The organism is Variovorax boronicumulans NBRC 103145 (assembly GCF_001591345.1).
GTDB classification, from domain to species: domain Bacteria; phylum Pseudomonadota; class Gammaproteobacteria; order Burkholderiales; family Burkholderiaceae_C; genus Variovorax; species Variovorax boronicumulans.
The window spans coordinates 1-22,775 of the sequence record NZ_BCUS01000102.1 but is presented as its reverse complement, the minus strand read 5'-3'; the positions used below and the strand labels follow the sequence as shown (position 1 = coordinate 22,775).

At 69.2% G+C, this 22,775-nt stretch carries 21 protein-coding genes and 1 pseudogene; 18 read left to right on the top strand and 4 right to left on the bottom strand.

The window, feature by feature from the left end; translation table 11 throughout:
- The 16 genes from VBO01S_RS24015 to ispC all read left to right on the top strand — a co-directional run.
- A partial coding sequence (locus VBO01S_RS24015) for a transketolase C-terminal domain-containing protein (RefSeq protein ID WP_303621488.1) occupies nucleotides 1-465 on the top strand: 465 nt, incomplete at its 5' end.
- A gap of 34 nt (nucleotides 466-499) precedes the next feature.
- Entirely contained in the window at nucleotides 500-1,441 is a 942-nt protein-coding gene (locus tag VBO01S_RS24010) for an SAM-dependent methyltransferase (RefSeq protein WP_062480112.1), read from the top strand.
- Nucleotides 1,442-1,468: 27 nt separating this feature from the next.
- Nucleotides 1,469-2,392 carry an SAM-dependent methyltransferase gene (locus tag VBO01S_RS24005; RefSeq protein WP_062480110.1) on the top strand — a complete coding sequence of 308 codons (924 nt, stop codon included), beginning with the start codon at nucleotides 1,469-1,471 and terminating at the stop codon, nucleotides 2,390-2,392.
- Nucleotides 2,393-2,394: 2 nt separating this feature from the next.
- Nucleotides 2,395-3,477 (top strand): terpene synthase family protein, encoded by a 1,083-nt coding sequence (locus tag VBO01S_RS24000; RefSeq protein ID WP_062480108.1) that lies wholly within the window; start codon nucleotides 2,395-2,397, stop codon nucleotides 3,475-3,477.
- 56 nt (nucleotides 3,478-3,533) lie between these two features.
- Entirely contained in the window at nucleotides 3,534-4,061 is a 528-nt protein-coding gene (locus tag VBO01S_RS23995; protein WP_062480106.1) for a hypothetical protein, read from the top strand.
- Nucleotides 3,980-4,597, top strand: coding sequence for a terpene synthase family protein (locus VBO01S_RS23990; protein ID WP_157627442.1), 618 nt, complete (start codon nucleotides 3,980-3,982; stop codon nucleotides 4,595-4,597). Before VBO01S_RS23995 ends, VBO01S_RS23990 begins: the two co-directional genes overlap by 82 nt.
- A 10-nt stretch (nucleotides 4,598-4,607) precedes the next feature.
- Complete coding sequence (locus VBO01S_RS23985; RefSeq protein ID WP_062480102.1) at nucleotides 4,608-5,729, top strand: terpene synthase family protein; 1,122 nt, start codon at nucleotides 4,608-4,610, stop codon at nucleotides 5,727-5,729.
- Nucleotides 5,726-6,853, top strand: coding sequence for a Rieske 2Fe-2S domain-containing protein (locus VBO01S_RS23980; RefSeq protein WP_062480100.1), 1,128 nt, complete (start codon nucleotides 5,726-5,728; stop codon nucleotides 6,851-6,853). The genes VBO01S_RS23985 and VBO01S_RS23980 overlap by 4 nt, the downstream gene beginning before the upstream one ends.
- A 73-nt stretch (nucleotides 6,854-6,926) precedes the next feature.
- Complete coding sequence (locus VBO01S_RS23975) at nucleotides 6,927-7,799, top strand: polyprenyl synthetase family protein (protein ID WP_062480114.1); 873 nt, start codon at nucleotides 6,927-6,929, stop codon at nucleotides 7,797-7,799.
- Nucleotides 7,800-7,837: 38 nt separating this feature from the next.
- Nucleotides 7,838-8,962 carry a Rieske 2Fe-2S domain-containing protein gene (locus VBO01S_RS23970; protein WP_082818257.1) on the top strand — a complete coding sequence of 375 codons (1,125 nt, stop codon included), beginning with the start codon at nucleotides 7,838-7,840 and terminating at the stop codon, nucleotides 8,960-8,962.
- 158 nt (nucleotides 8,963-9,120) lie between these two features.
- Nucleotides 9,121-10,221, top strand: a complete 1,101-nt coding sequence (locus tag VBO01S_RS32490) for a Rieske 2Fe-2S domain-containing protein (protein ID WP_083259397.1) — start codon at nucleotides 9,121-9,123, stop codon at nucleotides 10,219-10,221.
- A gap of 25 nt (nucleotides 10,222-10,246) precedes the next feature.
- Nucleotides 10,247-11,194: a 4-hydroxy-3-methylbut-2-enyl diphosphate reductase gene (gene ispH / locus VBO01S_RS23960; RefSeq protein ID WP_062480094.1), complete on the top strand. Its 948-nt coding sequence runs from the start codon at nucleotides 10,247-10,249 to the stop codon at nucleotides 11,192-11,194.
- Nucleotides 11,195-11,339: 145 nt separating this feature from the next.
- Nucleotides 11,340-12,398, top strand: coding sequence for a Rieske 2Fe-2S domain-containing protein (locus VBO01S_RS23955; RefSeq protein ID WP_062480092.1), 1,059 nt, complete (start codon nucleotides 11,340-11,342; stop codon nucleotides 12,396-12,398).
- Nucleotides 12,399-12,429: 31 nt separating this feature from the next.
- Complete coding sequence (locus tag VBO01S_RS23950) at nucleotides 12,430-13,419, top strand: terpene synthase family protein (RefSeq protein WP_062480090.1); 990 nt, start codon at nucleotides 12,430-12,432, stop codon at nucleotides 13,417-13,419.
- Nucleotides 13,420-13,496: 77 nt separating this feature from the next.
- Nucleotides 13,497-14,795 (top strand): flavodoxin-dependent (E)-4-hydroxy-3-methylbut-2-enyl-diphosphate synthase, encoded by a 1,299-nt coding sequence (gene ispG / locus VBO01S_RS23945; protein ID WP_062480088.1) that lies wholly within the window; start codon nucleotides 13,497-13,499, stop codon nucleotides 14,793-14,795.
- A gap of 10 nt (nucleotides 14,796-14,805) precedes the next feature.
- Complete coding sequence (ispC, locus tag VBO01S_RS23940; protein ID WP_062480086.1) at nucleotides 14,806-16,053, top strand: 1-deoxy-D-xylulose-5-phosphate reductoisomerase; 1,248 nt, start codon at nucleotides 14,806-14,808, stop codon at nucleotides 16,051-16,053.
- A 94-nt stretch (nucleotides 16,054-16,147) separates the two neighbouring features.
- On the opposite strand, the gene phnY is transcribed toward ispC, so the two are convergent.
- The 4 genes from phnY to psrA all read right to left on the bottom strand — a co-directional run bounded on the left by phnY (nucleotide 16,148) and on the right by psrA (nucleotide 21,441).
- Nucleotides 16,148-17,605: a phosphonoacetaldehyde dehydrogenase gene (gene phnY / locus VBO01S_RS23935; protein ID WP_062480083.1), complete on the bottom strand. Its 1,458-nt coding sequence runs from the start codon at nucleotides 17,603-17,605 to the stop codon at nucleotides 16,148-16,150.
- A 21-nt stretch (nucleotides 17,606-17,626) separates the two neighbouring features.
- A complete protein-coding gene (gene phnA, locus VBO01S_RS23930; protein ID WP_062480081.1) occupies nucleotides 17,627-18,874 on the bottom strand; it encodes a phosphonoacetate hydrolase in 1,248 nt (415 codons plus the stop codon).
- A gap of 44 nt (nucleotides 18,875-18,918) precedes the next feature.
- Nucleotides 18,919-20,235 (bottom strand): MFS transporter, encoded by a 1,317-nt coding sequence (locus tag VBO01S_RS23925; protein ID WP_062480079.1) that lies wholly within the window; start codon nucleotides 20,233-20,235, stop codon nucleotides 18,919-18,921.
- Between the two features lie 111 nt (nucleotides 20,236-20,346).
- Nucleotides 20,347-21,441, bottom strand: a complete 1,095-nt coding sequence (psrA, locus tag VBO01S_RS23920) for an iron-containing alcohol dehydrogenase PsrA (protein WP_062480077.1) — start codon at nucleotides 21,439-21,441, stop codon at nucleotides 20,347-20,349.
- 175 nt (nucleotides 21,442-21,616) lie between these two features.
- Here psrA and VBO01S_RS23915 point away from each other — a divergent pair, with 175 nt between their 5' ends.
- Together VBO01S_RS23915 and VBO01S_RS23910 are read left to right on the top strand one after the other, a co-directional pair.
- On the top strand, nucleotides 21,617-22,501 hold the full coding sequence (locus VBO01S_RS23915; RefSeq protein ID WP_062480075.1) for a LysR substrate-binding domain-containing protein: 885 nt from the start codon (nucleotides 21,617-21,619) through the stop codon (nucleotides 22,499-22,501).
- 81 nt (nucleotides 22,502-22,582) lie between these two features.
- Nucleotides 22,583-22,775, top strand: a pseudogene (locus VBO01S_RS23910) (4-coumarate--CoA ligase); the annotation flags it as partial.

Sequence of the window (22,775 nt, the reverse complement as noted above, 5' to 3'; positions counted from 1 at the left end):
CGTGCGCTGCGGCCGCTGCGCATCGGCCGCGGCCAGGTGCGGCGCGAATCGACGCAGCCCATGGGCGCGCGCATCGCCATCCTGGCCTTCGGCACCATGGTCGCGCCCAGCCTGGCCGCCGCCGAACGGCTCGACGCCACGGTCGCCAACATGCGCTTCGTCAAGCCGCTCGATGCCGACCTGGTGCTGTCGCTCGCCGAGACGCACGACGTGCTCGTGACCGTCGAAGAAGGCTGCGTGATGGGCGGCGCCGGCGCCGCCTGCCTCGAATCGCTGGCCGCGCAGGGCGTGCTGATTCCGTCGCTGCAACTCGGTCTGCCCGACGCGTTCGTCGAGCACGGCGATTGCGCCCGATTGCTTGCGGCCCACGGCCTGGATGCCGACGGGCTGGTGCAGTCGATCCAGGCGTTCTTCGATGCCAACGCCCCCGCGTTCCGCACGGCTCGCATGAGCCTCGTTTCCTGAAACCCACCGTGACCGCCAGCCACAGGAGAACCCGATGAGCACAGCCACCGCACGCCGCATCGACGCGCCCGCCCCGCCTTCGCTTCAAGTGATCCGGGGTGCCGAGGCCAACCCGTACCACGCCAAGGTCGAGTACACCTACCAGGACGACCCCGAGGACTGGCGCAAGGCCATCGGCGAGGACCTGATGTTCCAGTTCGGCGTCTACGACGACCCGCGCTCGGTGCCGCCGATCTCGCTCAACGAATCGGGCCTGCGCTACTTCGACCAGCAGATGGAAATCGCGGGCCTGGACCAGCCCCCGCCCTTTCCCATCCGGCGCATCCTCGACGTGGGCTGCGGCTGGGGCTTCGGCCTGCGCTACCTCGCGGAGCACTTTCCGCAATGCCGCCAGCTCGACGGCATCAACATCAGCGAGACGCAGCTCGCGCACTGCGCCCGCTACCACGCCCAGCAGCACCTGAGCGACCGCGTGAACCTGTACCTGTGCGATGCGCAGGACGTCGCCCTGCTGCCCAACCCCGACACGCCCTACGACCTGGTGACGATCCGCGGCGTCATCTCGCACTTCCCGAACGATCTGTACGAACGCTCGATGAAGCAGGTGGCCGCGCGCATGCGCCCGGGGGCCAAGGTCGTCATCTCCGACAACCTCTACAACATCCCGCTGGACAACTACCGCTCCGACATCGAGGACGAGGTCGACCGCCTCGCCTGCAAGCACCGCAAGACGCCGGCCTACTTCCGCCGCGTGCTCGAAGAGAGCGGCTTCGTGGTCGAAGACATGCGCGTGCTCCCGCGCAACATCGACGTGGCGCGCTGGTTCACCGACGTGAAGGAAAACATCGAGAAGAACTTCACGCCGGACACCATCCCGCCGCCGCTGGAAGAGTTGCGCGTCATGGCAGTCAGCCTCTCGGTCGCGCTGATCAAGGACAAGTTCTCGACCTACAGCGTCATCGCGCGACGCCTCTGAATTTTCCCCACCAGGAGCGCCCACATCATGCAAGCATCCGCGCAAGCCGTCGGCATCGACGTCATCCACAGCCGCAGCCTCGACCACTACCAGGACAAGATCGAGCAGGTCTATGCCGACACGCCCGACCAGTGGCGCAAGGCGATCGGCAACGAGCTCTGGTACCAGTACGGCGTGTTCGACGACAAGATGGACCCGCACGACCTCCCGCTCGACGCCTCCGGGCGGCGCCACATGGAGCACCAGTTCGAGCTCGCCGAGCAGGCCGGCGCCGACCTCTCGCCGGCCACCGTGCGCCGCGCGATCGACATCGGCTGCGGCTGGGGGCCCGTGCTGAAGTTCATTGCGCAGCGCTACCCGCAGTGCGCGCGCATCGACGGCGTGAACGTGAGCCGCCCGCAGCTGGAATGCGCGCGCGAACTCATCGCGCACGAGGGCCTGGCCGACCGCGTGCGGCTGTACCAGTGCAACGCCAAGGACATCGGCGAGCTGCCCGACGCGCAGGTGCCCTACGACCTGGCCATCCTGCGCGGCAGCCTGATCCACTTCACGCCCGAGGTGCTGGAGCAGGCCATGGCCTCGCTGTCGGCGCGCATGCGCACGGGCGGCACGGTCATCATTTCGGAGAGCCTCTACAAGGTGGACCTGGCGACCTACAAGTCGCACATCCCGGACAAGGTCGACCGCGCCGCATCGGGCTACCGCAAGACGCCCGACGGCGTGAAGCAGGTGCTCGAGCGCCACGGCTTCGCGGTGCTCGACCAGCGCGTGCTGCCGTCGAACGCGGAGGTGATCCGCTGGTACGGGCTGGTCAAGGACAACCTGGACGCGCACCACCCGACCAGCAAGACCGCCACGTTCACCGAGCTGCGCGACATCGCCGTGAGCTTCTCGGACGCGCTGCTCAAGGACAAGGCCTCGTCGTTCAGCTTCATTGCGCGGCGGACCTGAGCATGCCCGAACCGACCCCGTTCGCCCAAACCCTGGCCCGCATGCCCGAGCTGGGCAGCAAGGTCCATCTCCCCGACCCGGGCCTCACGCTCAAACCCACCTGGCACCCGCAGAACGACGCCATCGAGGCGCGGCTGGCGGTGGACGACCGGCCCTATGTGCTGGCGCACTTTCGCAGCGAGAAGGCCACCGCCGCCTACCTCGGGCAGCGCGTGCCGGCCTACGGCGGCCTGTGCTACCCGCACGCGAAAGCGGACCGCATCTATTCCGTCATGCGCATGATGAATGCGGGGACCCTGATGGACGATGCCTTCACGCCCCTGGAGCTGAGCGCCGACCAACGCCCGCGCGACGAACTCCTGCGCCACTACCTCGATGCCCTGGAAGGCATCCTGCCGCCTGCCAGTGCGCCGCTGCCGCGGCTCCTGTTCGACACGCTGCCGCCCATCCAGGCGCAGCTGGCGCAAAAGCCCCGCGTCTGGGAGCGCATGAAGGCCGGCATCCGCAGCCAGCTGGTGCGCATGGCCGATCCGCTGGCCTACCAGATGGACACGCTGACGCTGGATGGCTACATGGACCTGCGCCGCGACAACGCGTTCGGCGAGTACCTGACCATGCTGACCGAGTACGCCCTGGACGTGGACATGACCGATGCGCTGGCCGAAGACGCATCGCTGCGCGCGGTCCGCACCGCGGCCATGGACGCGGTCATCCTGGTGAACGACTTCTTCTCGTTCCGCAAGGAGGTGCCGGCGAGGGATTCGCTCAACGCCATGTGGGTGCTGATGCGCGAGGAGGGCCGGGACCTGCAGCAGGCGGTCTATCGCCTGGCCGCGCTGTGCGCGCGCAACGAGCAGGCGTTGATCCGGTCGCGCGACGAGGTGCTCGCCGGCCCCCTTGGGCAACGCCCCGACGTGCGCGCCTACGTGCGCGAGCTGGAATACATCAGCTCGGGCAACGCGGAGTGGTGCGTCATCACGCGGCGCTACCACCTCTCGGACCAGCGCTTCGTTTCCGGCGAAGTGACCATCGCGGCGGCTCCGACGCTGGACGACATCGCGGCGGCCGACGCGCGCGCCGCCTGAACCTGCGCCACACCGACATCCCCACGCACTTCGATCCATTTCACAGGAGCAGATGCATGAATGCCGTTCTCGAAAGCACCACGCCCGCGGCGCTGGAGCCTCCCCCGAAATTCGTGATCCCCGAGATGTTGAAAGCCATCCGGCCGCGCATCAACACGAGCTACCCCTACATCAAGCGGCTGCATGCGCAATGGCTGTACGAGAACTACGGCAAGCCGGAGCCGGGCAGCCTGCACGGCGCCATCGAGCGCATGGATTCGCTCTACGACGCCAGCGTGTTCCCGGACGGCATTCCGGAGCGGGTCGCGCACCACGCGAGCATCCTGACGCTGATCTTCCAGTGCGACGACCTGACGACCAGCGACCCCGAGCAGTGCGCGAAGATCATCGCCGAAGACCCCGACGCCCACGACGCGCGCGTCATGGAAGGGCTCTGGCAGACCATCCGCCAGCATGCGCCCAGCGACGCGACCAGCGCCTGCGCGGCCGCTGGACCCGCTGGATGCACCACCTCAAGGTCGAGAAGGAATTTCGCGACAACTGGGCCAACGAGGACATGGAGAGCTTCCTCAAGGTGCGCCTGATGTCCAGCGGCATGCAGCCGTACATCGCCGCCATGGAATACGTGCTGGACATCGACGTGTCCGACCTGATCGAGGACCCCGACATGAAGCGCGCGGTGGACCTCGTCAGCTGGCACTGTGCGTTCACGAACGACGTGTATTCGTATGCCGTCGAGTACTACTCCACCGAGGACACGCTGAGCTCGGTCCTCATCATGCGCAACACCCGCGGCCTCGATGCGCAGCAGGCCATCAGCGCCGTCTGCGAAATGATGGAAGAGATGTACGCGGAGCTGGCCGGCCTGATCGCCCGGCTGCACGAGCGCTATGCCAATCACCCGCTGGGCGCGCGCCTGCACCTGTACCTGGACACCTACCTCCTGATGGTGGTGGGCACGCTGCAGTGGCACATCGAATCGCCGCGGTACGGCGGGCACGGGCACATCTGGAACGGGCTGCCCATGCGGCATGTGGATGTGAGCCTGGCGGGCACCGACAAGATGGAGGGCGCGGGCGCCCCGCAGCAGGCACCGGTCGGCTCTGTCTACGTGTCGTAGAGACCGCGCCATGAAGCTGCCGTACTTCGAGTGCCCCATTCCCAGCGCCATTCACCCCGGGGCCGCGCACGCGGATGCGCAGTCGGTCGCCTGGATGCGGCGCTTCTCCCTGTGCCTGAACGACACCGAACGCGACCGCATGGCCCGCTCCGGCTGCGGCGAACTCGCGGCCCGCATCGTGCCCGACGCCACGCCGCAGACCCTGCAGATCCTCTCGGACTTCTTCATCTGGAACGTCTCGTTCGACGACGAGTATTGCGACGAAGGTCCGCTGAGCCGGCAACCCGGCCGGCTGGCCGGCGTGCTGGCGATGATCCATCGGGCGATCGAGACGCCGGAAGACAGCGCGCAGGTCGACGACCGCTATGCCGCAGCCATGTGCGACATCCGCCGCCGCCTGGACGCGCACGCCACCGCCGACCAGATGGCCCAGTGGCTGGCCGCCATGCGGGGATGGTTCTTTGCCGAGGTCTGGAAGGCGGGCAACGTGGCGTCGGGCCATGTCCCCTCGCTGAACCAGTACGGGCTGCTGCGCCTGTACAGCGGGGGCGGCCTGGCCTTTCCCACGCTGGCCGCGATCGCAGAAGGCTATGCGGTGCCCATCGACCTCCTGGAAGATCGCCGCGTCAGGGCGCTCGCGGAAATGGCGCTCACGCTGGCCACCTGGAGCGCCGACATCGTGTCGTACGAGAAGGAGGTGGCGCGCGAGCAGGGCGGGCACAACCTGATCAGCGTGATCCAGCACGGGTCCCAATGCTCGCCCGCGGTGGCAGGCGCACGGGCCGTCGCCATGTACATGGAGATCATGCAGCTCTTCCTGGGCCTGCGCGGCGAGCTCATCGCCGCCGGCACCTCGCCCGCGCTGCAACGCCATGTGCAAAGCCTGGGCCGCATCGTCAGGGCCACGTTCGACTGGTGCCACGGCTCCGAGCGCTACGTGCAGGACGGCGTGCCCGACGAAGCCGGGCCGCAGGGCGCCCCTGCGCCGAAGGCGGAATCCACTGCGTCCGCCATCCCGTGCATCGCCTGGTGGTGGACGCACGACCCCGCGGCGCAAGAAGCCCGCCGGGGCACGCCGGCCCTGCACGTCGCAGGCCAGGGTGAACGCGCCCGTGCGGGAGCGCTCCCATGAACCCGCCCACGATGCCGCGCGTGATCGATGCGGCCTTCCAGGAAGCGGGCCATCTCGCGCCGCCCCCCACGGCAAGCTGCGGTCCGGCCGCGCACACCATCGGCCTCCAGCAATTTCGCAGCACCGTGGGCGAAACACGCCGCCCGCTGCCCTATGCCGAGGGCTGGTTCCTGGGGTGCTTCTCCAGCGAGCTCGCGCGCGGGCAGGTGCTGACGGTCCCGTTCATGGGGCAGGAACTCGTCCTGTACCGCACGCACGCCGGGCTCGCCCGCGTCGTCGAGCCGTACTGCCCGCACCTGGGCGCGCACCTGGGCCACGGCGGCAAGGTCGACGGCGAGAACCTGGTGTGTCCGCTGCACGGGCTGGCCTACGGGCCGGACGGCGGCTGCGTGCGCACCGGGCATGGCGAGCGGCCGCCGCGCGCCGCGCTGACCGCGCGCCACGTCCGGGAAATCGACGGTGCCGTCCTGGTGTGGGTCGACCATGCGGGCCGCCCTCCCCAGTGGGACGTGTCGCACCACGACCTGGGCGACTTTTCTTCCGCCTGCTACATCCGCAAGACGTTGGACGGCTACGCGCACGATGCAGTGGAGAACGGTGCCGACATGGTTCATTTCGGCTGGCTCCACGGGCTCTCGGACATGACCATGTCTCACCGGGCGGACGACTGCAGGTTCGAGATCTCGCTATCGGCCCGCTGGAAAGGGCTGCACATCCGTGGCGAATTCATGAACTACGGCGTCGGCTATGTGATGGGCTCGTTCGAGATGCCCGACCTGGGCGTGCGGCTGCAGACGCAGGTCTTCTTCACGCAGATCGCACCGCTGAAATGGAAGCTGGCGATCGCGGATCGGCTGCGCATCGTGCGGCTCGGCCGCGCGCCCCGCATGCTGAGGAGCGCGATCTACGCCGTGCTCACGCCGATCGCCAGCCGATGGATGCGGTGGTTCATCGAGCCGGACTTTCCGATATGGAATGCCAAGAGCTTCATCAAGCATCCCAGGCTGACCGCGGGCGACAAGACCCTGATCGTCCACCGGCGCTGGGCGTCGCAGTTCTATCCGGGCGGCCTCGTGGACGATCCCGGCGCACTGCAGCATGCGGGAGACCACCATGCCCCTTGAAGCCCTGCTGCCGTACGACGTCCGCGAGGTCCCGGTGCCGCAGAGCGGACCCGCCGGCCCCTTCGACACCTGGATGCACGACGCGGTCCGCCGCACCGAGCACGCACTCGCCGCCGGCCTGCCGCCGGCCGAGACCCTGCCCACGCACCTGCACGAAGCGCTGCGCTACGCCGCGCTCGGCGGCGGCAAGCGCATCCGCCCACTGCTGTGCCAGGCGGCGGGCGCCCTCGTGGACGCACCACCCGACGCGCTCGACGCCACGGGCGCCGCGATCGAGATGGTCCACGTCTACTCGTTGGTGCACGACGACCTGCCCGCGATGGACGACGACGACCTGCGCCGCGGCAAGCCGACCGTGCATGTGGCTTACGACGAGGCCACCGCCATCCTCGTGGGCGATGCGCTGCAGGCCCAGGCCTTCCTCACGCTGAGCGAGCTGACGCTGCCGGCCGAGCGCCGCATCGCGCTGGTGCGCGAGCTGGCGCAGGCGGCCGGCTCGCGCCAGCTCGTGGGCGGCCAGGCCATCGACCTGCAAAGCGCAGGCCGGTCCTTGAGCCAACCCGCACTCGAGCAGATGCATCGCATGAAGACCGGTGCACTGATCCGCGCGGCCGTGCGCATGGGCGCGCTGTGCGGCGCGGCCGACGTGCCGGCCAACGCCGCGCTGTACCGCGCGCTCGACGACTACAGCAGCGCCATCGGCCTGGCCTTCCAGGTGGTCGACGACATCCTCGACGCGACCGCTGACACGGCCACGCTCGGCAAGACCGCGGGCAAGGACGCGTACGACGACAAGGCGACCTGCGTGTCGATGCTCGGCCTCGACGCCTCGCGCACGCTGGCCCGCACGCTGAACGCGCGCGCCCATGCGGCGCTCGCACCCTTCGGTGAGCGCGCCGCGCGGCTCGGCCAGCTGGCCGACCTGGTGGTCCAGCGCGCGCACTGAGCCCCACCTGCGAATGCCCCCGCCCCAGGAGCCCCGACATGCCTGAACCGACGACCCATTTCATGAGGGAACCGCTGGGCGTGAACAGCGCCCCGTCGGTTGCCGACGAACGCCACGCGCGCGTCGTGGAGGTTCGCACGCCGCCGCGGCCCATGCGCAGCACCACGGGAGAGACGCGCCCCCCCCATCCTTATGCCAACGGCTGGTTCGCCGTGTGCTTCAGCCACGAGGTCAAGCCGGGCGCGGTGCACATCGTGCCGTTCGCGGGACAGGAGCTGGTGATCTACCGCACGCAGTCGGGCCTGGCCCGTGCCATCGATCCGTACTGCCCGCACCTGGGTGCGCACCTGGGCCACGGCGGGAAAGTCGACGGCGAGAACCTCGTGTGCCCGTTCCACGGCCTGAGCTTCGGCCCCGATGGCGGCTGCGTGCGCGCCTGCACGGGCCAGACCCCGCCGAACGCGGCGCTGACGGGCCGCTACATGAAGGAGATGAACGGCGCGATCATGGTGTGGCGACACAGCGAGGACCGGCCGCCCGACTGGGACATTCCGGAAATGGACCTCAGCGACCGCCTCAACCCCCGGTACGGCAGCCACGAACTCGAAGGCTACTTCGACTCGATGGTCGAGAACAGCATGGACCTGACCCACTTCGGATGGGTGCACGGGTTCACCGAGACCGCGCTGTCGCACGAGGTGGACGGGCACAAGCTCATCGTCACGATCACCGCCCGCTGGAAGGGGCAGCGTTTCCACTCGCGTCTGACCAACTTCGGCCTCGGCTTCACCCGCGGGGAGAACGCGCTGCCGGACCTCGGCGTGCAGGTCGTGACCCTGGCCTTCGCGACACCCGTCGCGCCCATGAAGTGGACCTTCCGCTGGAGCGACAACCCCAGCGTCGCGCGCTTCGACCGCTGGCCTGCCCCGCTGCGCAAGCTCGCCTACCAGGTGCTCAATCCGCTGGCGCACCGCTGGCTGATCTCGGTGGTGGGCGGCGACTTCCCGATCTGGGACGCCCGCACCCGCCTCCCGCATCCCAAGCTCATGGCGGGGGAGCGCTCCTTCACCGCCTTCCGGCGCTGGTCGGCCCAGTTCTACCCGCCCACCTCCGGCGACGACGCGCAGGCCAACCATGTCCTGCGCATGTCTGCGGGACGCTGAGCCACCCCACCAGGAGTTCCCACCATGCGCGTCATCCTTGCCCAGCCCCGAGGCTTCTGCGCCAGCGTCGTGCGGGCCACCGACACGGTCGAACATGCGCACGCACTGAGCCGCCCGCGCACAGGTGCGTCCCCCCCTTCGAACAAGGAGCCTCGGCCATGACTGAACCCTCGACCCGCCTCATGACCGGCCCCCACGCCGGCGAGCACGCCCCGCGCCTCGTGAGTGCCCGCAAGCCGCTGCTGCACACGCGCAGCGCCTCGGGCGACACGCGCATGCCGCTGCCCTACACCAACGGATGGTTCGCCGTGTGCTTCAGCCACGAAGTCAGGCCGGGCGCATTGATCACCGTCCCGTTCATGGGACAGGACCTGGTCGTCTACCGCACGGCGTCGGGCCTGCTTCGCGTCATCGAGCCGTACTGCCCGCACCTGGGCGCCCACCTCGGGCACGGCGGCACGATCGACGGCGAGCACCTGACCTGCGCGTTCCACGGCCTGGTGTTCGGTCCCGATGGCGCGTGCGTGCGCGCCTGCCCGGGCCAGACCCCGCCGCGCACAGCGCTGACGAGCCGCTACGCCAAGGAAGCGAACGGCGTGGTCATGGTGTGGCGCCACAGCGAGGACATCCCGCCCGAATGGGACTTTCCGAGCCTCGACCTCGACGATCGCATCTACCCGCAGTACGGACAGCGGGAACTCGACGGCTACGGCGACGCCGTGGGAGAGAACAGCGTGGACATGATCCATTTCGGATCGCTTCACGGCCTCACCGAGGCCGCGATGACGCACGAGATGGAGCAGCACACGCTCACCGTCTCGATCAGCGCGCGCTGGAAGGGCAAGCGGCTGAACATGCGCCTGACCAACTTCGGCCTCGGGCACACCCGGGCGGAAAACGAGATGCCGGAGTTCGGCCTGCGGGTCACGACGCTGGTCTATGCCACGCCCATCGCACCGCTGCGCTGGACCTTCCGCTGGATCGACATCCCCAGCGTCGCGCGGTTCGACGGTTGGCCCTCGCCCGCCAGAAAGCTCGCCTACCGCGTGCTCAACCCCATGGCGCATCGCTGGCTGATCTCGTTCTCCAGCGAGGACATGCCGTTCTGGCGCACCCGCGCCTTCCTCAAGCGCCCCGCCCTCATGGCGGGCGACCGCTCCATCGCCGCCTTCCGCCGCTGGTCCGCGCAGTTCTATCCCGCCACCCCGCCCGGCGACGCGGACACCGAGCCGGTCCTGAGAGCGTCGGCGGAACGATGAACCACCCCCACCAGGAGCTCCCACCATGCGCGTCATCCTTGCCCAGCCCCGAGGCTTCTGCGCCGGCGTCGTGCGGGCCATCGACACGGTGGAGCACGCGCTGCGGCGCCACGGCACACCGGTGTACGTGCGCCACGAGATCGTCCACAACAAGCACGTCGTCGACGGCCTGAAGGCGCAGGGCGCGGTGTTCGTCGAAGAACTCGCCGAGGTGCCCACCGACGCGGTCGCGATCTTCAGCGCGCACGGCGTGAGCCGCGCGGTGGAAGCAGAAGCCCGCGCGCGCGGCCTGCGCGCGATCGATGCCACCTGCCCGCTGGTCACCAAGGTGCACGAGCAGGGGCGCCGCTATGCCGCCAAGGGCTATGCGCTGATCCTCATCGGCCACGCCGGGCACCCCGAGGTGACAGGCACGCTGGGGCAGATTCCGGCGCCGGTCACGCTGGTGCAGACCGAGGCCGACGTGGGCGCGCTGGTGCTCGATGCCGACACGCCGCTGGCCTACATCACGCAGACCACGCTGTCGGTCGACGACACGCGCGGCATCATCGACGCGCTGCAGCGGCGCTTTCCGCAGATCGTCGGGCCCGACACGCGCGACATCTGCTACGCCACGCAGAACCGGCAGACGGCCGTGCGCGAACTGAGCCAGCAGGTCGACGTGGTGCTGGTGGTCGGCGCGCAGAACAGCTCCAACTCGCAGCGCCTGCGCGAGATCGCGGCGCAGGCCGGCGTGCGCAGCTACCTCATCGCGCAGGGCAGCGAGCTCAAGCCCGACTGGGTGCGCGACGCCGGCGCGGTGGGCGTCACCGCCGGCGCCTCGGCGCCCGAGACCATGGTGCAGGACGTGGTCGCCGCGCTGCGCCGGCTGGCCGAGGTGGAACTGCTGACGCTGCCCGGGCGCGAGGAGCACGTGGTGTTCCGCCTGCCGGCCGAACTCGCCGCGGACGCCGCCGAGGTGGCCACGCCATGACGCCGGGTGCGCGCATCGCCGCGCCCGCGCACGCCCACCGTCAACGGAGAAGATGATGACGAGAACTGCAGCCCTCCCCCAGGCCACGGCCCGCGACGTCGCCCCGCCCGCATCCGGCGGCATGCCATCGAACAGGCGCAGCACCGTGGGTGAAACACGCGCACCGCTGCCCTACCCCGACGGCTGGTTCTCGGTCTGCTTCAGCCGGGACCTCCCACCGGGCACCGTGCGCACCGTGCCCTTCATGGGCCAGGACCTGGTGCTGTACCGGACGGCCGCGGGGCGCGCCTGCGCCATCGACCCCTACTGTCCGCACCTGGGGGCCCACCTCGGCGTGGGAGGCAAGGTGCAGGGCGAGGAACTGGTCTGCCCGTTCCATGGCCTGGCGTTCAGCCCCGAGGGCGGCTGCGTTCGCACCGGGCAGGGCACCACGCCTCCCGATGCATCGCTCACGCTGCGCTACACGAAGGAAGTCAACGGCGCGGTGATGGTGTGGGCGGACCACGAGAACCGGCCGCCGAACTGGGAGGTGCCCGAGCGCGATCTGAGCGCGTTCGCATCGCCGCCGCAGCACAGCAGCCACGAGATGCGCGGCTATCCCCAGGACACTGGCGAGAACAGCGTCGACCAGGTGCATTTCGGCTGGCTCCACGGACTGACGGACACCGCCGCGACCTACGAGGTGGGCGACTGCTGGATGGAAACGCTGCTGACCGCGCGCTGGCACGGGCAGCCGATGCGCATGCGCATGCGGCAGTTCGGCATGGGCCATGTGCAGGCGGAAAGCGAGATGTCCCGCATCGGTTTTCGCGTGATCACGATGCTGTACTCCACGCCCACCGCGCCCATGAAATGGACCATGAGCTGGATCGACACCTTTGAGCTCGCGCTCTTCGAACGCCTGCCCCGGCCGCTGCGAAGGGCCGCCTATGCGCTGCTGGGTCCGGTGGCCAAGCGCTGGCTGGCCAGCTTTGCCCAGATCGACTTTCCGATCTGGAACGCCCGCGCCTTCCTCGGCCGTCCCAAGTTGCTCCGGGGCGACCGCGGGATTGCGGAGTTCCGGCGCTGGTCCGCCCGGTTCTATCCGCCGTCGTCCACCGACAAGCGCGTCTTTCCCATCCGCCCGGTGCCGCCGGTCTCGTCGGCGGCCTCGGGTGCGGGCGCCGCCGGTGCATCGGCAGAGCCTCTCGCGCCCATTTCCTGACCCGGCCCCCAGAGACCACTGCAACTCCACCATGAACTACCCCGACCGCATCGTCTTTCCCGAAGTGAGCTTCCATATCCCGGAGATGTTCTGCAGCGTGCCCCCGAAGATCCACACCGACTACCCGGTGATCGACGAGCGCAATGCCGCCTGGGGCCGCGAGTTCCTGCCGTTTTCGGACGAAGCGACGCGGCTGAAATTCCTGCGCCTGCACCTTCCGATGTGGGATTGCCTGCTGTTTCCGATCGGCTCGGCCGACCGCATCTTCCTGACCTCGTGCGTGACGGGCCTCATCCTGGCCATCGACGACATGCCGCTGGGCCGGCACGCGGTGTGCGGCGACGGCGACGTCGCGCTGCTGGAAGGCCACCCGCTGGCACGCGCGGCCGCGGACATCTTCGGCCGGCTCAGGCAGTCCATGTCGCCGCAGGTCTACCGCCGCTATTGCCTGGAGTGGAAGGCCTGGTTCGACAGCGTGGAAGTGGAGGCCGGGCTGGTGGCCGAAGGCAAGGTGCTGCCGTACGACGAGTTTCTTGCGCTGCGCCATCCCAACACGGGGCTGCTGCCCTACTTCCCGGTCTCCGAGTTCATCTACGACCTGGACCTGACCGAGCTGCTGGCGCAGGACGCCGACCTGCAGCGCGCCATCCTGGCCACCAACGAGCACGTCGCGCTGGTCAACGACCTGCTCTCCCATCACAAGGAGCATGCCGTGGGCGTGACCCTCAACGCGATGGAAAGCCTGCGCATGGCGCACGGCCGCAGCCCGCAGGAGGCCGCGGACATCCTCTGCCAGCGCATCCGCGAGGCCGACCGCACGCGCGTCGACGCCTGCGAGCTGCTGCGCCGCCGCTACGCCCATCGCCCCGACGCCGATCGCTTCGGCCTGTACCTGGACAGCTTCGGCCTGATGTGCGCCGGCAACCTGCGCTGGATCCTGGAGAACGACCGCTACGTGGACAGCCGCGGCAACGGCTGGGACTGGACGCGCTCGCGCCACGTCGTGCTCGACCGCCCGTAGCGCCAGGGTGCCGCCACGATGGACCAAGGAGCCTCGACCATGCCCGGATCATCAACGCGCGTCGGCAAGGCCACGCCATGAAACCGCCCGTCGCACGCCGCCTCTCGCGGCAGGTGCGCGTCGGCGCGGTGCGCATCGGCGGCGACGCGCCCGTGGCCGTGCAGGCCATGACCAACACCGACACCGCCGACGCGGTCGCCACCGTGGCGCAGGTCGCCGCGCTCGCGCGCGCGGGGGCCGAGCTGGTGCGCCTCACCGTGAACAACGAAGAGGCCGCCGCGCAGGTGGCGCCGATCCGCGACGCGCTCGCGCGCCAGCAGGTGCACGTGCCGCTGGTGGGCGACTTCCATTTCAACGGCCACCGCCTGCTCGCGCAGTACCCCGACTGCGCGCAGGCGCTGGCCAAGTACCGCATCAACCCCGGCAACGTCGGGCGGGGCGACAAGCGCGACGCGCAGTTCTGCCAGCTCATCGAGATCGCCTGCCGCCACGGCAAGCCGGTGCGCATCGGCGTGAACTGGGGCAGCCTCGACCCCGCACTGCTCGCGCGCCTGATGGACGCGAACGCGCAGGCGGCGCAGCCCCAGCCCGCCGACGAGGTGATGCGCCAGGCGCTCATCGTCTCGGCGCTGGAGAACGCCGCGCGCGCCGAAGACGTCGGCCTGCCGCCCGATCGCATCGTGCTGTCGGCCAAGGTGAGCCAGGGGCAGGACCTGATCGCCGTGTACCGTGAACTCGCCGCGCGCTGCGACTACCCGCTGCACCTGGGCCTGACCGAAGCCGGCATGGGCTCCAAGGGCATCGTGGCCTCGGCCACCGCGATGGGCGTGCTGTTGCAGCAGGGCATCGGCGACACGATCCGCGTGTCGCTCACGCCCGAGCCGAACGGCGACCGCACGCGCGAGGTGCTGGTGGCGCAGCAGATCCTGCAGTCGATGGGGCTGCGCGCCTTCACGCCCAGCGTGACGGCCTGCCCCGGCTGCGGGCGCACCACGAGCACCTTCTTCCAGTCGCTGGCCAGCCAGATCGAAGGCTGGCTGCACGCGCAGGCGCCGGCCTGGCGCGTGCGCTTTCCGGGCGTGGAAGACATGCACGTGGCCGTGATGGGCTGCGTGGTCAACGGCCCCGGCGAGAGCCGGCTGGCGCACCTGGGCATCTCGCTGCCGGGCTCGGGCGAGCAGCCCGTGGCGCCGGTGTACATCGACGGCGAACGTGCACTGACGCTCAAGGGCGAGCACATCGCCGACGACTTCACGCGGCTGGTCGAGACCTACGTGGCCGCACGCTACGGCGCCGACGCCGAGGCGAGCGAGCGGCTCGGTGCGTGGATGAAGCCGTCGTCGCGCGAGCGCGTCGTGCCGATCGCTGCCGTCTGAAGGCACTGCCATGGCCACGCAACGCCTCACCCTGCTCGGCGCCACCGGCTCGATCGGCGACAGCACGCTCGACCTCGTGGCGCGCCACCCCGACCGCTTCACGGTGCATGCGCTGACGGCGCACCGCAACCTCGACAAGCTGTTCACGCACTGCGTCGCCTTCCGCCCCGAAGTGGTAGTGGTCGGCGATGCGCCAGACGCCATGCGGTTGCAGGCGCGGCTGCGCGCGGCCGGCCTGCGCACCGAGGTCATGCACGGCCCGCAGGCGCTGTGCGAGGTCGCGCAGTCGGCGGGCTGCGACACGGTGGTGGCGGCCATCGTCGGTGCGGCGGGGTTGCTGTCGTCGCTGGCGGCGGCGCGCGCGGGCAAGAAGATCCTGCTGGCGAACAAGGAGGCGCTCGTGATGTCCGGCGCGCTGTTCATGCGCGCGGTGGCCGCGCACGGCGCCACGCTGCTGCCGCTGGACAGCGAGCACAACGCGATCTTCCAGTGCCTGGCGGGCGCGCCGGCCGGCGGCGCGGGCGTGCAGCGGCTGGTGCTCACCGCGTCGGGCGGGCCGTTCCTGCACCGCCCGCTGGAGGCGCTGGACCGCGTCACGCCCGACGAGGCCTGCGCGCATCCCACCTGGCGCATGGGCCGCAAGATCTCGGTCGACTCCGCGACGATGATGAACAAGGGCCTCGAGACCATCGAGGCGCGCTGGCTGTTCGCGATGCCGCCCGAGCGCATCGAGGTGGTGATCCATCCGCAGAGCGTGATCCATTCGATGGTGGCCTATGCCGACCAGTCGGTGCTGGCGCAGCTGGGCCGCCCCGACATGCGCACGCCGATCGCGCACGCGCTGGCCTGGCCCGAGCGCATCGACTCGGGCGTGGCGCCGCTGGACTTCCTGCAGCTCGCCCACCTGAGCTTCGCCGCGCCCGAGCTGAAACGCTTTCCCTGCCTGCGGCTGGCGCTGGAGGTGCTGCGCGAGGGGTGCACGGCCAGCGTGACGCTCAATGCGGCGAACGAAGTGGCGGTCGATGCCTTCCTGAACGGGCGCCTGCGCTACACCGACATTGCCCATGTCGTCGAGGATTGCCTGCAGCACGCGCCTGCGTCCGCGCACGAGAACATCGACGACATCCTCGCGGCCGACGCGCACGCGCGCGTGCTGGCGGGTCAGGCGATCCAGCGTGCGGCGTTGCGGTCCCCATCGCCGGCTGTCCCGCTTTCCGAGTCGGTCACCTTGGACGAAGGCATGGGCGCGCGGCTGTAGCGCGACAGCCACTTGGCCGCGACGGCCAACGCCATCGGCGGCGGGGTCTCACGCACGGCGCGCGACGCGCCATGCGCCTCGTGCGCCGCGCCGGTCACCATGGCAGCGAGTAGGTCTTGGTGTTGGTGAAGCTCTTCATCGCCTCGAGCACGCCTTCCTTGTAGCCCAGGCCCGAGTCCTTGATGCCGCCGAAAGGCGTGAGCTCCAGGCGGTAGCCGGGCACCTCGCGCACATTGACGCTGCCCACGTTCAGCTCGCGGATGAAGCGCGTGATGTAGTCCAGCCGGTTGGTGCAGATCGAGGACGACAGGCCGTAGGCCGTGCCGTTGGAGATGCGGATCGCCTCGTCGATGTTCCTGAAGCGGATCACGGGCGACACGGGGCCGAAGGTCTCGTGCTTGGCGACGGTCATCTCGGGGTCGACATGGTCGAGCACCGTCGGCGAATAGAGCGCGCCGCGGCGCTCGTTGCCGTACAGCAGCTTGGCGCCTGCTGCGATGGCTTCGTTGACCACGGCTTCGAATTGCTTCGCAGCCGCCTCGTCGATCACGGTGCCCATGTCGGTGTCGGGGTCCATCGGGTCGCCGTATTTCAGCGCGCGGGTCTTCTCGACCAGCAGCTCAACGAAACGATCAGCGACCGATTCGTGCACCAGCATGCGTTTGACTGCGGTGCAGCGCTGCCCCGAATTCTTGTAAGACCCATTGGCAGCCAGCGTCGCCGCCTCCTCGATGTCCGCGTCTTCCATCACGATGATCGGATCATTGCCGCCCAGCTCCAGGATCTGGCGCTTGTAGGTGGCCTTGCCCGCGATGTACTTGCCGATGGGCACGCCGCCCGTGAAGGTGACGAGGTCGACGTCGGCGTTGGTCAGCAACTCGTCGGCGATTTCCTTGGGGTCGCCCGTGAGCACCGACAGCATCTGCGGCGGCAGTCCGGCCTCGTACAGGATGTCGGCCAGCAGGAAGGCCGTGAGCGGTGTCTTCTCGCTGGGTTTCAGCACGATGCGGTTGTTGGTCGCAATGGCCGGCGCCACCTTGTGGATCACCTGGTTCAGCGGGTGGTTGAACGGCGTGATGGCGGTGATGGCGCCCAGGAGCGGCTCGCGCATCGTGTAGACCTTGCGGCTCTTGCCGTGGTGCGTGAGGTCGCAGGAGAACACCTGGCCGTCGTCCACCAGCGCCTGGTTGGCGGCGAACAGCAGCACGTCGGAGGCGCGGCCCACTTCGTACAGCGAGTCCTTGCGCGACAGGCCCGACTCGAGCGTGATGGTGCGCGACATCTCGTCCAGGCGCGAAGCGATGATCTCGCCGGCGCGCATGAGGATCTTGTAGCGCTCGTAGCGCGTGAGCGTGGGCTTGTAGTCGCGGGCGATGCGCAGGGCATGGCGCACGTCGTCCAGCGTGGCCTTGGGCACGGTGGCGATCACCTCGCCGGTGTACGGGTAGGTGACCTCGATGGTGCGGTCGCGGTGGACTTTCTCGCCGGCGATGCGCAGGGCTTCACGGTACACGGTGCCGGGCTTCAGGGCGGCGTGGTCGGACTTGCTCATGGAATGCTCCGTCAAATAAGTTCAGGCGGCGGCCACCAGCGGGCCTTGGGCGTGGTTCAGTGCGAGGTCGAGCGCGTCGAAGTTGCGCAGCCGGCGCGTGCTCGCCACGCCCGCGACGGGGCGGTTGCAGATCAGCGGCACCTTCTGCTCCGACACGCCGCCGTGCGAGCGCAGCGGCACTTCGAGCGCCGTGAGGTCGTGGCGCGTGGCCGAGGTGCCGATGACGGTGCTCTGCTCGCTGACCACCACGATGTCGCCGATGCGGTCGGGCGGCAGCTCGAAACGCTGCGCGGCCTCCTTGCGCGAGAGCACGAGCTGCATGCCGGGGATGCGCTGGATGCGGTCGATCCAGCCGGGCACCTCGTCCTCGCTCGGCACATACACGGTGGCGAACGAGCCGAGCGCGCCGTGGTGCACCACATACGGATCGGTGATCGGCAGGATCACGCGCGCGCGGTCCGGGCCGTACCAGCCGTCGAGCACGTCCTGCAGGTAGATGACGTTGGGCGAACCGTCGGCACCATGCTTGTCGTTCATGCCGTGGTCGGCCGTGAGCACGATGGTGGCGCCCAATGCATCGAGCTGCGCGAGGTAGCCGTCCATCATCTTGTAGAAGGCATTCGCGGCGGGGCTTCCCGGCGCGGCCTTGTGCTGCACGTAGTCGGTGGTCGACAGGTACATCAGGTCGGGGCGGCGCGATTCCATCAGCTTCACGCCGGCGGCGAACACGAACTCCGACAGCTCCGCGCTGTACACCGAAGGCACCGGCATGCCGACCATGTCGAGCACGTTGTCGATGCCGTTCTCTTCCATCGTCACCTGGTCCGACTTCTCGGACGAGAAGCAGATGCCCTTCATCTTGTGGCCCAGCAGCTTGCGCAGCTTGTCCTTGGCCGTGACCACGGCCAGCTTGGCGCCTGCGTCGGCAAAGGCCGCGAGCACGGTGCCGGCGCGCAGGTACTTGGGGTCGTTCATCATCACTTCCTGGCCCAGCTCGCGGTCGAAGAAGTAGTTGCCGCAGATGCCGTGCACCGCCGGCGGTGCGCCGGTCACGATCGACAGGTTGTTGGGGTTGGTGAACGAGGGCACGACGCAATCGGCGAGCAGGTCGGCGCCGCCCTTGCGCATGGCCTCGAGGTACGGTGCCACGCCGGCCGCAATGGCCGCGTCGAGGTACGCGGGCTCGCAGCCGTCGACGCAGACGACGACGACCGGGCGGACCATCCAGCGGTAGCTGCGGCCGTTGACTTCGAGTGAGTCGGATTTCATGAAGAGATGCTCCTTGGCAAGTTGGGTGTGTCGGTGCGCGGGCCTCAGCGGCGGATGAACAGCGCGATGAAGGCACTGATGAGGCAGCTGGCCGCGACGATGGGGAACACCACCGAGGTGCTGCCCGAGTGGTCCAGCATCCGGCCGATCAGCGGTTCGCCCAGGCCGGCCAGCAGGTACGAGAAGAAGTTCATGACACCGGTGGCGGTGCCGGCGCGCTTGGCGCCCACGAGGTCGGGGCACAGGGCCCAGAACGACGAGGCCGGGCCGTAGACGAAGAAGCCCGCAAGGAACAGCAGCCCCAGGCCGAGGATGCTGGTGGGCAGCAGGTACATGCCCATCGAGGCGATGGCGCCCAGCAGCATGTACAGCACGATGGCCTTGTAGCGCTTGGAGCCGAACACCTTGTCGGAGATCCAGCCGTTGGTGAGCGCGCCGAAGGCCATGCCCACGGGCAGCGCCACCGAGATCCAGGCCGGGTCGATCATGCCGTCGGCGGCCTTGGCCCAGTCCTTGCCCAGGAAGTGCACCGGCACCCAGACGATGAGGCCGTAGCGTGCGGCGTTCTGGAAGCCGATGGCCAGCGCGGCGATCATCAGCTTGGGGTTGCTGAGCACGGCCTTGTAGCGCGACCAGGAGCTTTCTTGCGGCTCGCCGTCGGCCACGCCGGCCTTGTCGGCTTCCTGCGGGTTGTTGTTGGCCACGCCGGTGTCGGGCGACTTGAAGCCCAGGTCTTCCGGCCGTTCACGGGCGATCAGGTAGAAGGCAATGCCACCCACCAGCATCAGCAGCACGGGGAGCCGGAAGATCCAGCGCCAATCGAGGTGCAGCACGTTGACGACGATGATCGAGGTCACGAACGACAGCACCGAGGCGCAGCCGGCGGCGAACACGTAGAAGCCATAGACCTTGCCGCGCTCGCCCGCGCCCCACCAGTTCGACAGCAGCCGGCTGCCCGGCGCCCAGCCCAGGGCCTGGAAGTAGCCGTTGATGCCCCACGGGATCGCCAGGCTCTTGAAGCCGACCGCGAAGCTCACGACCCAGTTGGCGGCGCACGAAAGGATGGCGCCGGCGGTCATCACGCGGCGTCCGCCGAACTTGTCGCCCAGATTGCCGTTGATGGCCTGCCCGACGGCATAGCACCACAGCAGCGAGGTCGAGGCCCAGCCCAGCATTTCCTTGGAGAGGCCGAACTCCTTCTGGATGCCGGGGATGGCGAAGCCGAAGGTCTGGCGCCCCGTGTAGAAGAAGAAGTAGCAGAACATGGCCGCCAGCAGCATCCGCCACTGCGCCTTGCGGAACGAATTGTCGAGGGGGCGTGCGTAGGTGCCCGCCTGCAGGATGGGATTGGCCGCTTGCATGGTATGTCTCCTTGTCTTGACGGGCGTGGGGCCCGTGGGGCCGGCTCGATGGCCGGCATATGGCTGTCTGTCTTGTCTTGCTGACTTGTCTCGCTGCGCAGTCCCTGCCTGTCAGGCCAACGCCGCCGTGCCGATGAAGTTCTTGCCGCGCGCCCCGTCCATGGCGCGCGCGATCATGGCCGCCGCTTCGCTGTCCGCCACGCCATAGTCGGCAAACTCGGTCTTCACGCCAAGCCCCTGCAGGAAAGCCCGCAGTTGCTGCGTGGCGGTGGCCAGGTCGGCGCCGAACAGCAGCTGCAGCGTCCGGTCGCGGTCGGGCGAGCGGGCCCAGGCTTTCTCCAGCACGAGGGGCAGCGTGAACGAGCAGGCGATGCCGTGGGCCAAGCCGTGGCGCAGCGTCATCTCGTAGGAGATGGAATGCGCCAGCGCCGTCTTGGTGTTGGAGAACGCCATGCCGGCCTTCAGCGCGGCCAGCGCCATGCGCTCGCGCAGGTCGAGGTTGCCCAGGTCTTTGAGCAGCGCCGGCAGGCAGTCGAAGATGTCGCGCACGGCCGAGACGGCGAAGGTGTCGGAGACCGGGTTGGCGTTGACGTTCCAGATCGCTTCGAGCGCGTGCGAGAGCGCATCGAGCCCCGTCGACACCGTGGTGCCCGCCGGCACCGAGAGCATGAGCTCGGGGTCGACGATGGCGGCCTCGGGCCAGGTGGCGTCCAGGTGCAGCGAGTATTTCTTCTGGTTGCCGGCGTCCCAGATGGTGGCCCACGGCGTCACCTCGCTGCCGGTGCCGGCTGTCGTCGGCACGGCGATCAGCGGCTTGACGCTGGCAGGCACGAAGGGCTTGCCGGTGGCCAGCAGCGCAACGAGCTCGTCGAACTGCCCGTTGGCCGTGCCCACCATCAGGGCCTTGGCCGTGTCGATGGCGCTGCCGCCGCCGACCGCCACGATGGCGTCGCAGGGCGCGTCCGACTGCCAGAAGGTGTTGTACAGGTCGCGCAGGTGGGCGACGTCGGGGTTGGGGCGAACGTCGTCGATCACGGTGACGAGCGCGTCGCCCAGCAGCGCCTGCAGGCGATCGACCAGGCCCAGGCCGCGGGCCTCGGGGAAGGTGACGAGGGCGACGCGGCGGCCCGCCAGGAGCGAGGGCAGCCGTGCGAGGCTGCCTCGCCCGGAATGAATGGACACGGGGTTGCGGTAGGCGTGGGGCATGTTTTTTGTCTCCGGTTTCTGTCTGGGCCGCAGTGTCGAAGCGGCGTGCCGGGGCGTCCAATCGCATTTCGCGCGTGCAACCCGTCCAAAACCGATGGATGCCTTGGGGAAAGCCTGCATAGGCGCCAGCGCCGCATCTGAGGGAGGCTCGGCGCACGCCCCTCACGACCGCCTCATGTTTCACCAGTACTACAAGTGGATCCGCTGCTTCCACGCCGTCGCCAAGACCGGCGGCTTCACCACGGCCGCGCGCTACCTGCACATCGGCCAGCCCACCGTGACCGACCAGGTCAAGGCGCTGGAAGAGCGCTTCAACGTCGAGCTGTTCCTGCGCAGCGGGCGCGCCGTGCGGCTCACGGCCGCGGGCGAGCAGCTGTATGCGATCACGCAGGGCCTGTTCGGGCAGGAGGAAGAGGCGATGCAGTTCCTGCAGCGCGCTCACAAGCTGCGCACGGGGCTGGTGCGCGTGGGCGCGGTGTCGCCGCCCATCGCGCTGGAGCTGGCGCGCAGCTTCAAGCGCAGCCACGCCGGGCTCGACCTGACGGTGTCGATCGGCTCCGAAGCCTCCACGCTCGGCGGGCTGCAGGACTTCGACATCGACGTGGGCATCCTCGTGGAGCCGCCCGAGATCGAAGGCCTGCACCAGGTGCCGTACCGCGTGGAGCGCATCGTGGCCGTGGTGCCCGCGAAGCACCCGTGGGCCAAGAAGCGCACCATCGCCACGCGCGACATCGCGGGCGAGCCGGTGATCCTGCGCGAGCCCGGCTCCAAGACGCGCCACCGCGTGGAGCGCGCCTGCGCGCAGCAGGGCGTGCAGATGAATTGCGTGATGGAGATCAACAGCCGCGAGGCCATCCTGCATGCCGTGGCCAACGGCATGGGCGTGGGCTTCGTGACGCAGATCGAGTGCATTCCGCTGCCCGGCCTGAAGATGGTGGAGATCGACGACGACGAGCTGTCGATCAGCTACTCGCTGTGCTGCCTGGCGGTGCGCAAGGACCGGCCGCTGATCCGCGCGCTGTTCGAGGTGGCGCAGCAGGGCGACGACACGGCCGACTGAGCAGGGTTTCGTCGCGGGCGGCACACCCCGCGGCGGGCTTCTTCGCTATCCTGCCGTCTGGCCCCAGACGAAGGATCGACCTTGAACTTGTACCCCGCCCTCCAGGACGCCGCCGCGCGCGACTTCGGCACCCTTGCCGACCTGGTCCGCCTCCACGCCCAGCACACCCCCGAGCGCCCCGCGCTGGCCGATGCCCAGCAGACGCTGGACTACCGCGCGCTCGACGCGCTCATGGACCGCATCGCCGCCGCCCTGCAGCGCGACGGCCTGCGCG

Coding starts and splice junctions, on each gene's coding strand:
- VBO01S_RS23990 (WP_157627442.1), top strand. CDS start 3,980: ATGCACCACCTCAAGGTCGAGAAGGAATTTCGCGACAACTGGGCCAAC.
- VBO01S_RS24000 (WP_062480108.1), top strand. CDS start 2,395: ATGCCCGAACCGACCCCGTTCGCCCAAACCCTGGCCCGCATGCCCGAG.
- VBO01S_RS23950 (WP_062480090.1), top strand. CDS start 12,430: ATGAACTACCCCGACCGCATCGTCTTTCCCGAAGTGAGCTTCCATATC.
- ispC (WP_062480086.1), top strand. CDS start 14,806: ATGGCCACGCAACGCCTCACCCTGCTCGGCGCCACCGGCTCGATCGGC.
- VBO01S_RS23980 (WP_062480100.1), top strand. CDS start 5,726: ATGAACCCGCCCACGATGCCGCGCGTGATCGATGCGGCCTTCCAGGAA.
- psrA (WP_062480077.1), bottom strand. CDS start 21,441: ATGCCCCACGCCTACCGCAACCCCGTGTCCATTCATTCCGGGCGAGGC.
- VBO01S_RS24010 (WP_062480112.1), top strand. CDS start 500: ATGAGCACAGCCACCGCACGCCGCATCGACGCGCCCGCCCCGCCTTCG.
- VBO01S_RS23985 (WP_062480102.1), top strand. CDS start 4,608: ATGAAGCTGCCGTACTTCGAGTGCCCCATTCCCAGCGCCATTCACCCC.
- VBO01S_RS23995 (WP_062480106.1), top strand. CDS start 3,534: ATGAATGCCGTTCTCGAAAGCACCACGCCCGCGGCGCTGGAGCCTCCC.
- phnY (WP_062480083.1), bottom strand. CDS start 17,605: ATGAGCAAGTCCGACCACGCCGCCCTGAAGCCCGGCACCGTGTACCGT.
- ispH (WP_062480094.1), top strand. CDS start 10,247: ATGCGCGTCATCCTTGCCCAGCCCCGAGGCTTCTGCGCCGGCGTCGTG.
- VBO01S_RS23915 (WP_062480075.1), top strand. CDS start 21,617: ATGTTTCACCAGTACTACAAGTGGATCCGCTGCTTCCACGCCGTCGCC.
- VBO01S_RS24005 (WP_062480110.1), top strand. CDS start 1,469: ATGCAAGCATCCGCGCAAGCCGTCGGCATCGACGTCATCCACAGCCGC.
- VBO01S_RS32490 (WP_083259397.1), top strand. CDS start 9,121: ATGACTGAACCCTCGACCCGCCTCATGACCGGCCCCCACGCCGGCGAG.
- ispG (WP_062480088.1), top strand. CDS start 13,497: ATGAAACCGCCCGTCGCACGCCGCCTCTCGCGGCAGGTGCGCGTCGGC.
- VBO01S_RS23970 (WP_082818257.1), top strand. CDS start 7,838: ATGCCTGAACCGACGACCCATTTCATGAGGGAACCGCTGGGCGTGAAC.
- phnA (WP_062480081.1), bottom strand. CDS start 18,874: ATGAAATCCGACTCACTCGAAGTCAACGGCCGCAGCTACCGCTGGATG.
- VBO01S_RS23925 (WP_062480079.1), bottom strand. CDS start 20,235: ATGCAAGCGGCCAATCCCATCCTGCAGGCGGGCACCTACGCACGCCCC.
- VBO01S_RS23975 (WP_062480114.1), top strand. CDS start 6,927: ATGCACGACGCGGTCCGCCGCACCGAGCACGCACTCGCCGCCGGCCTG.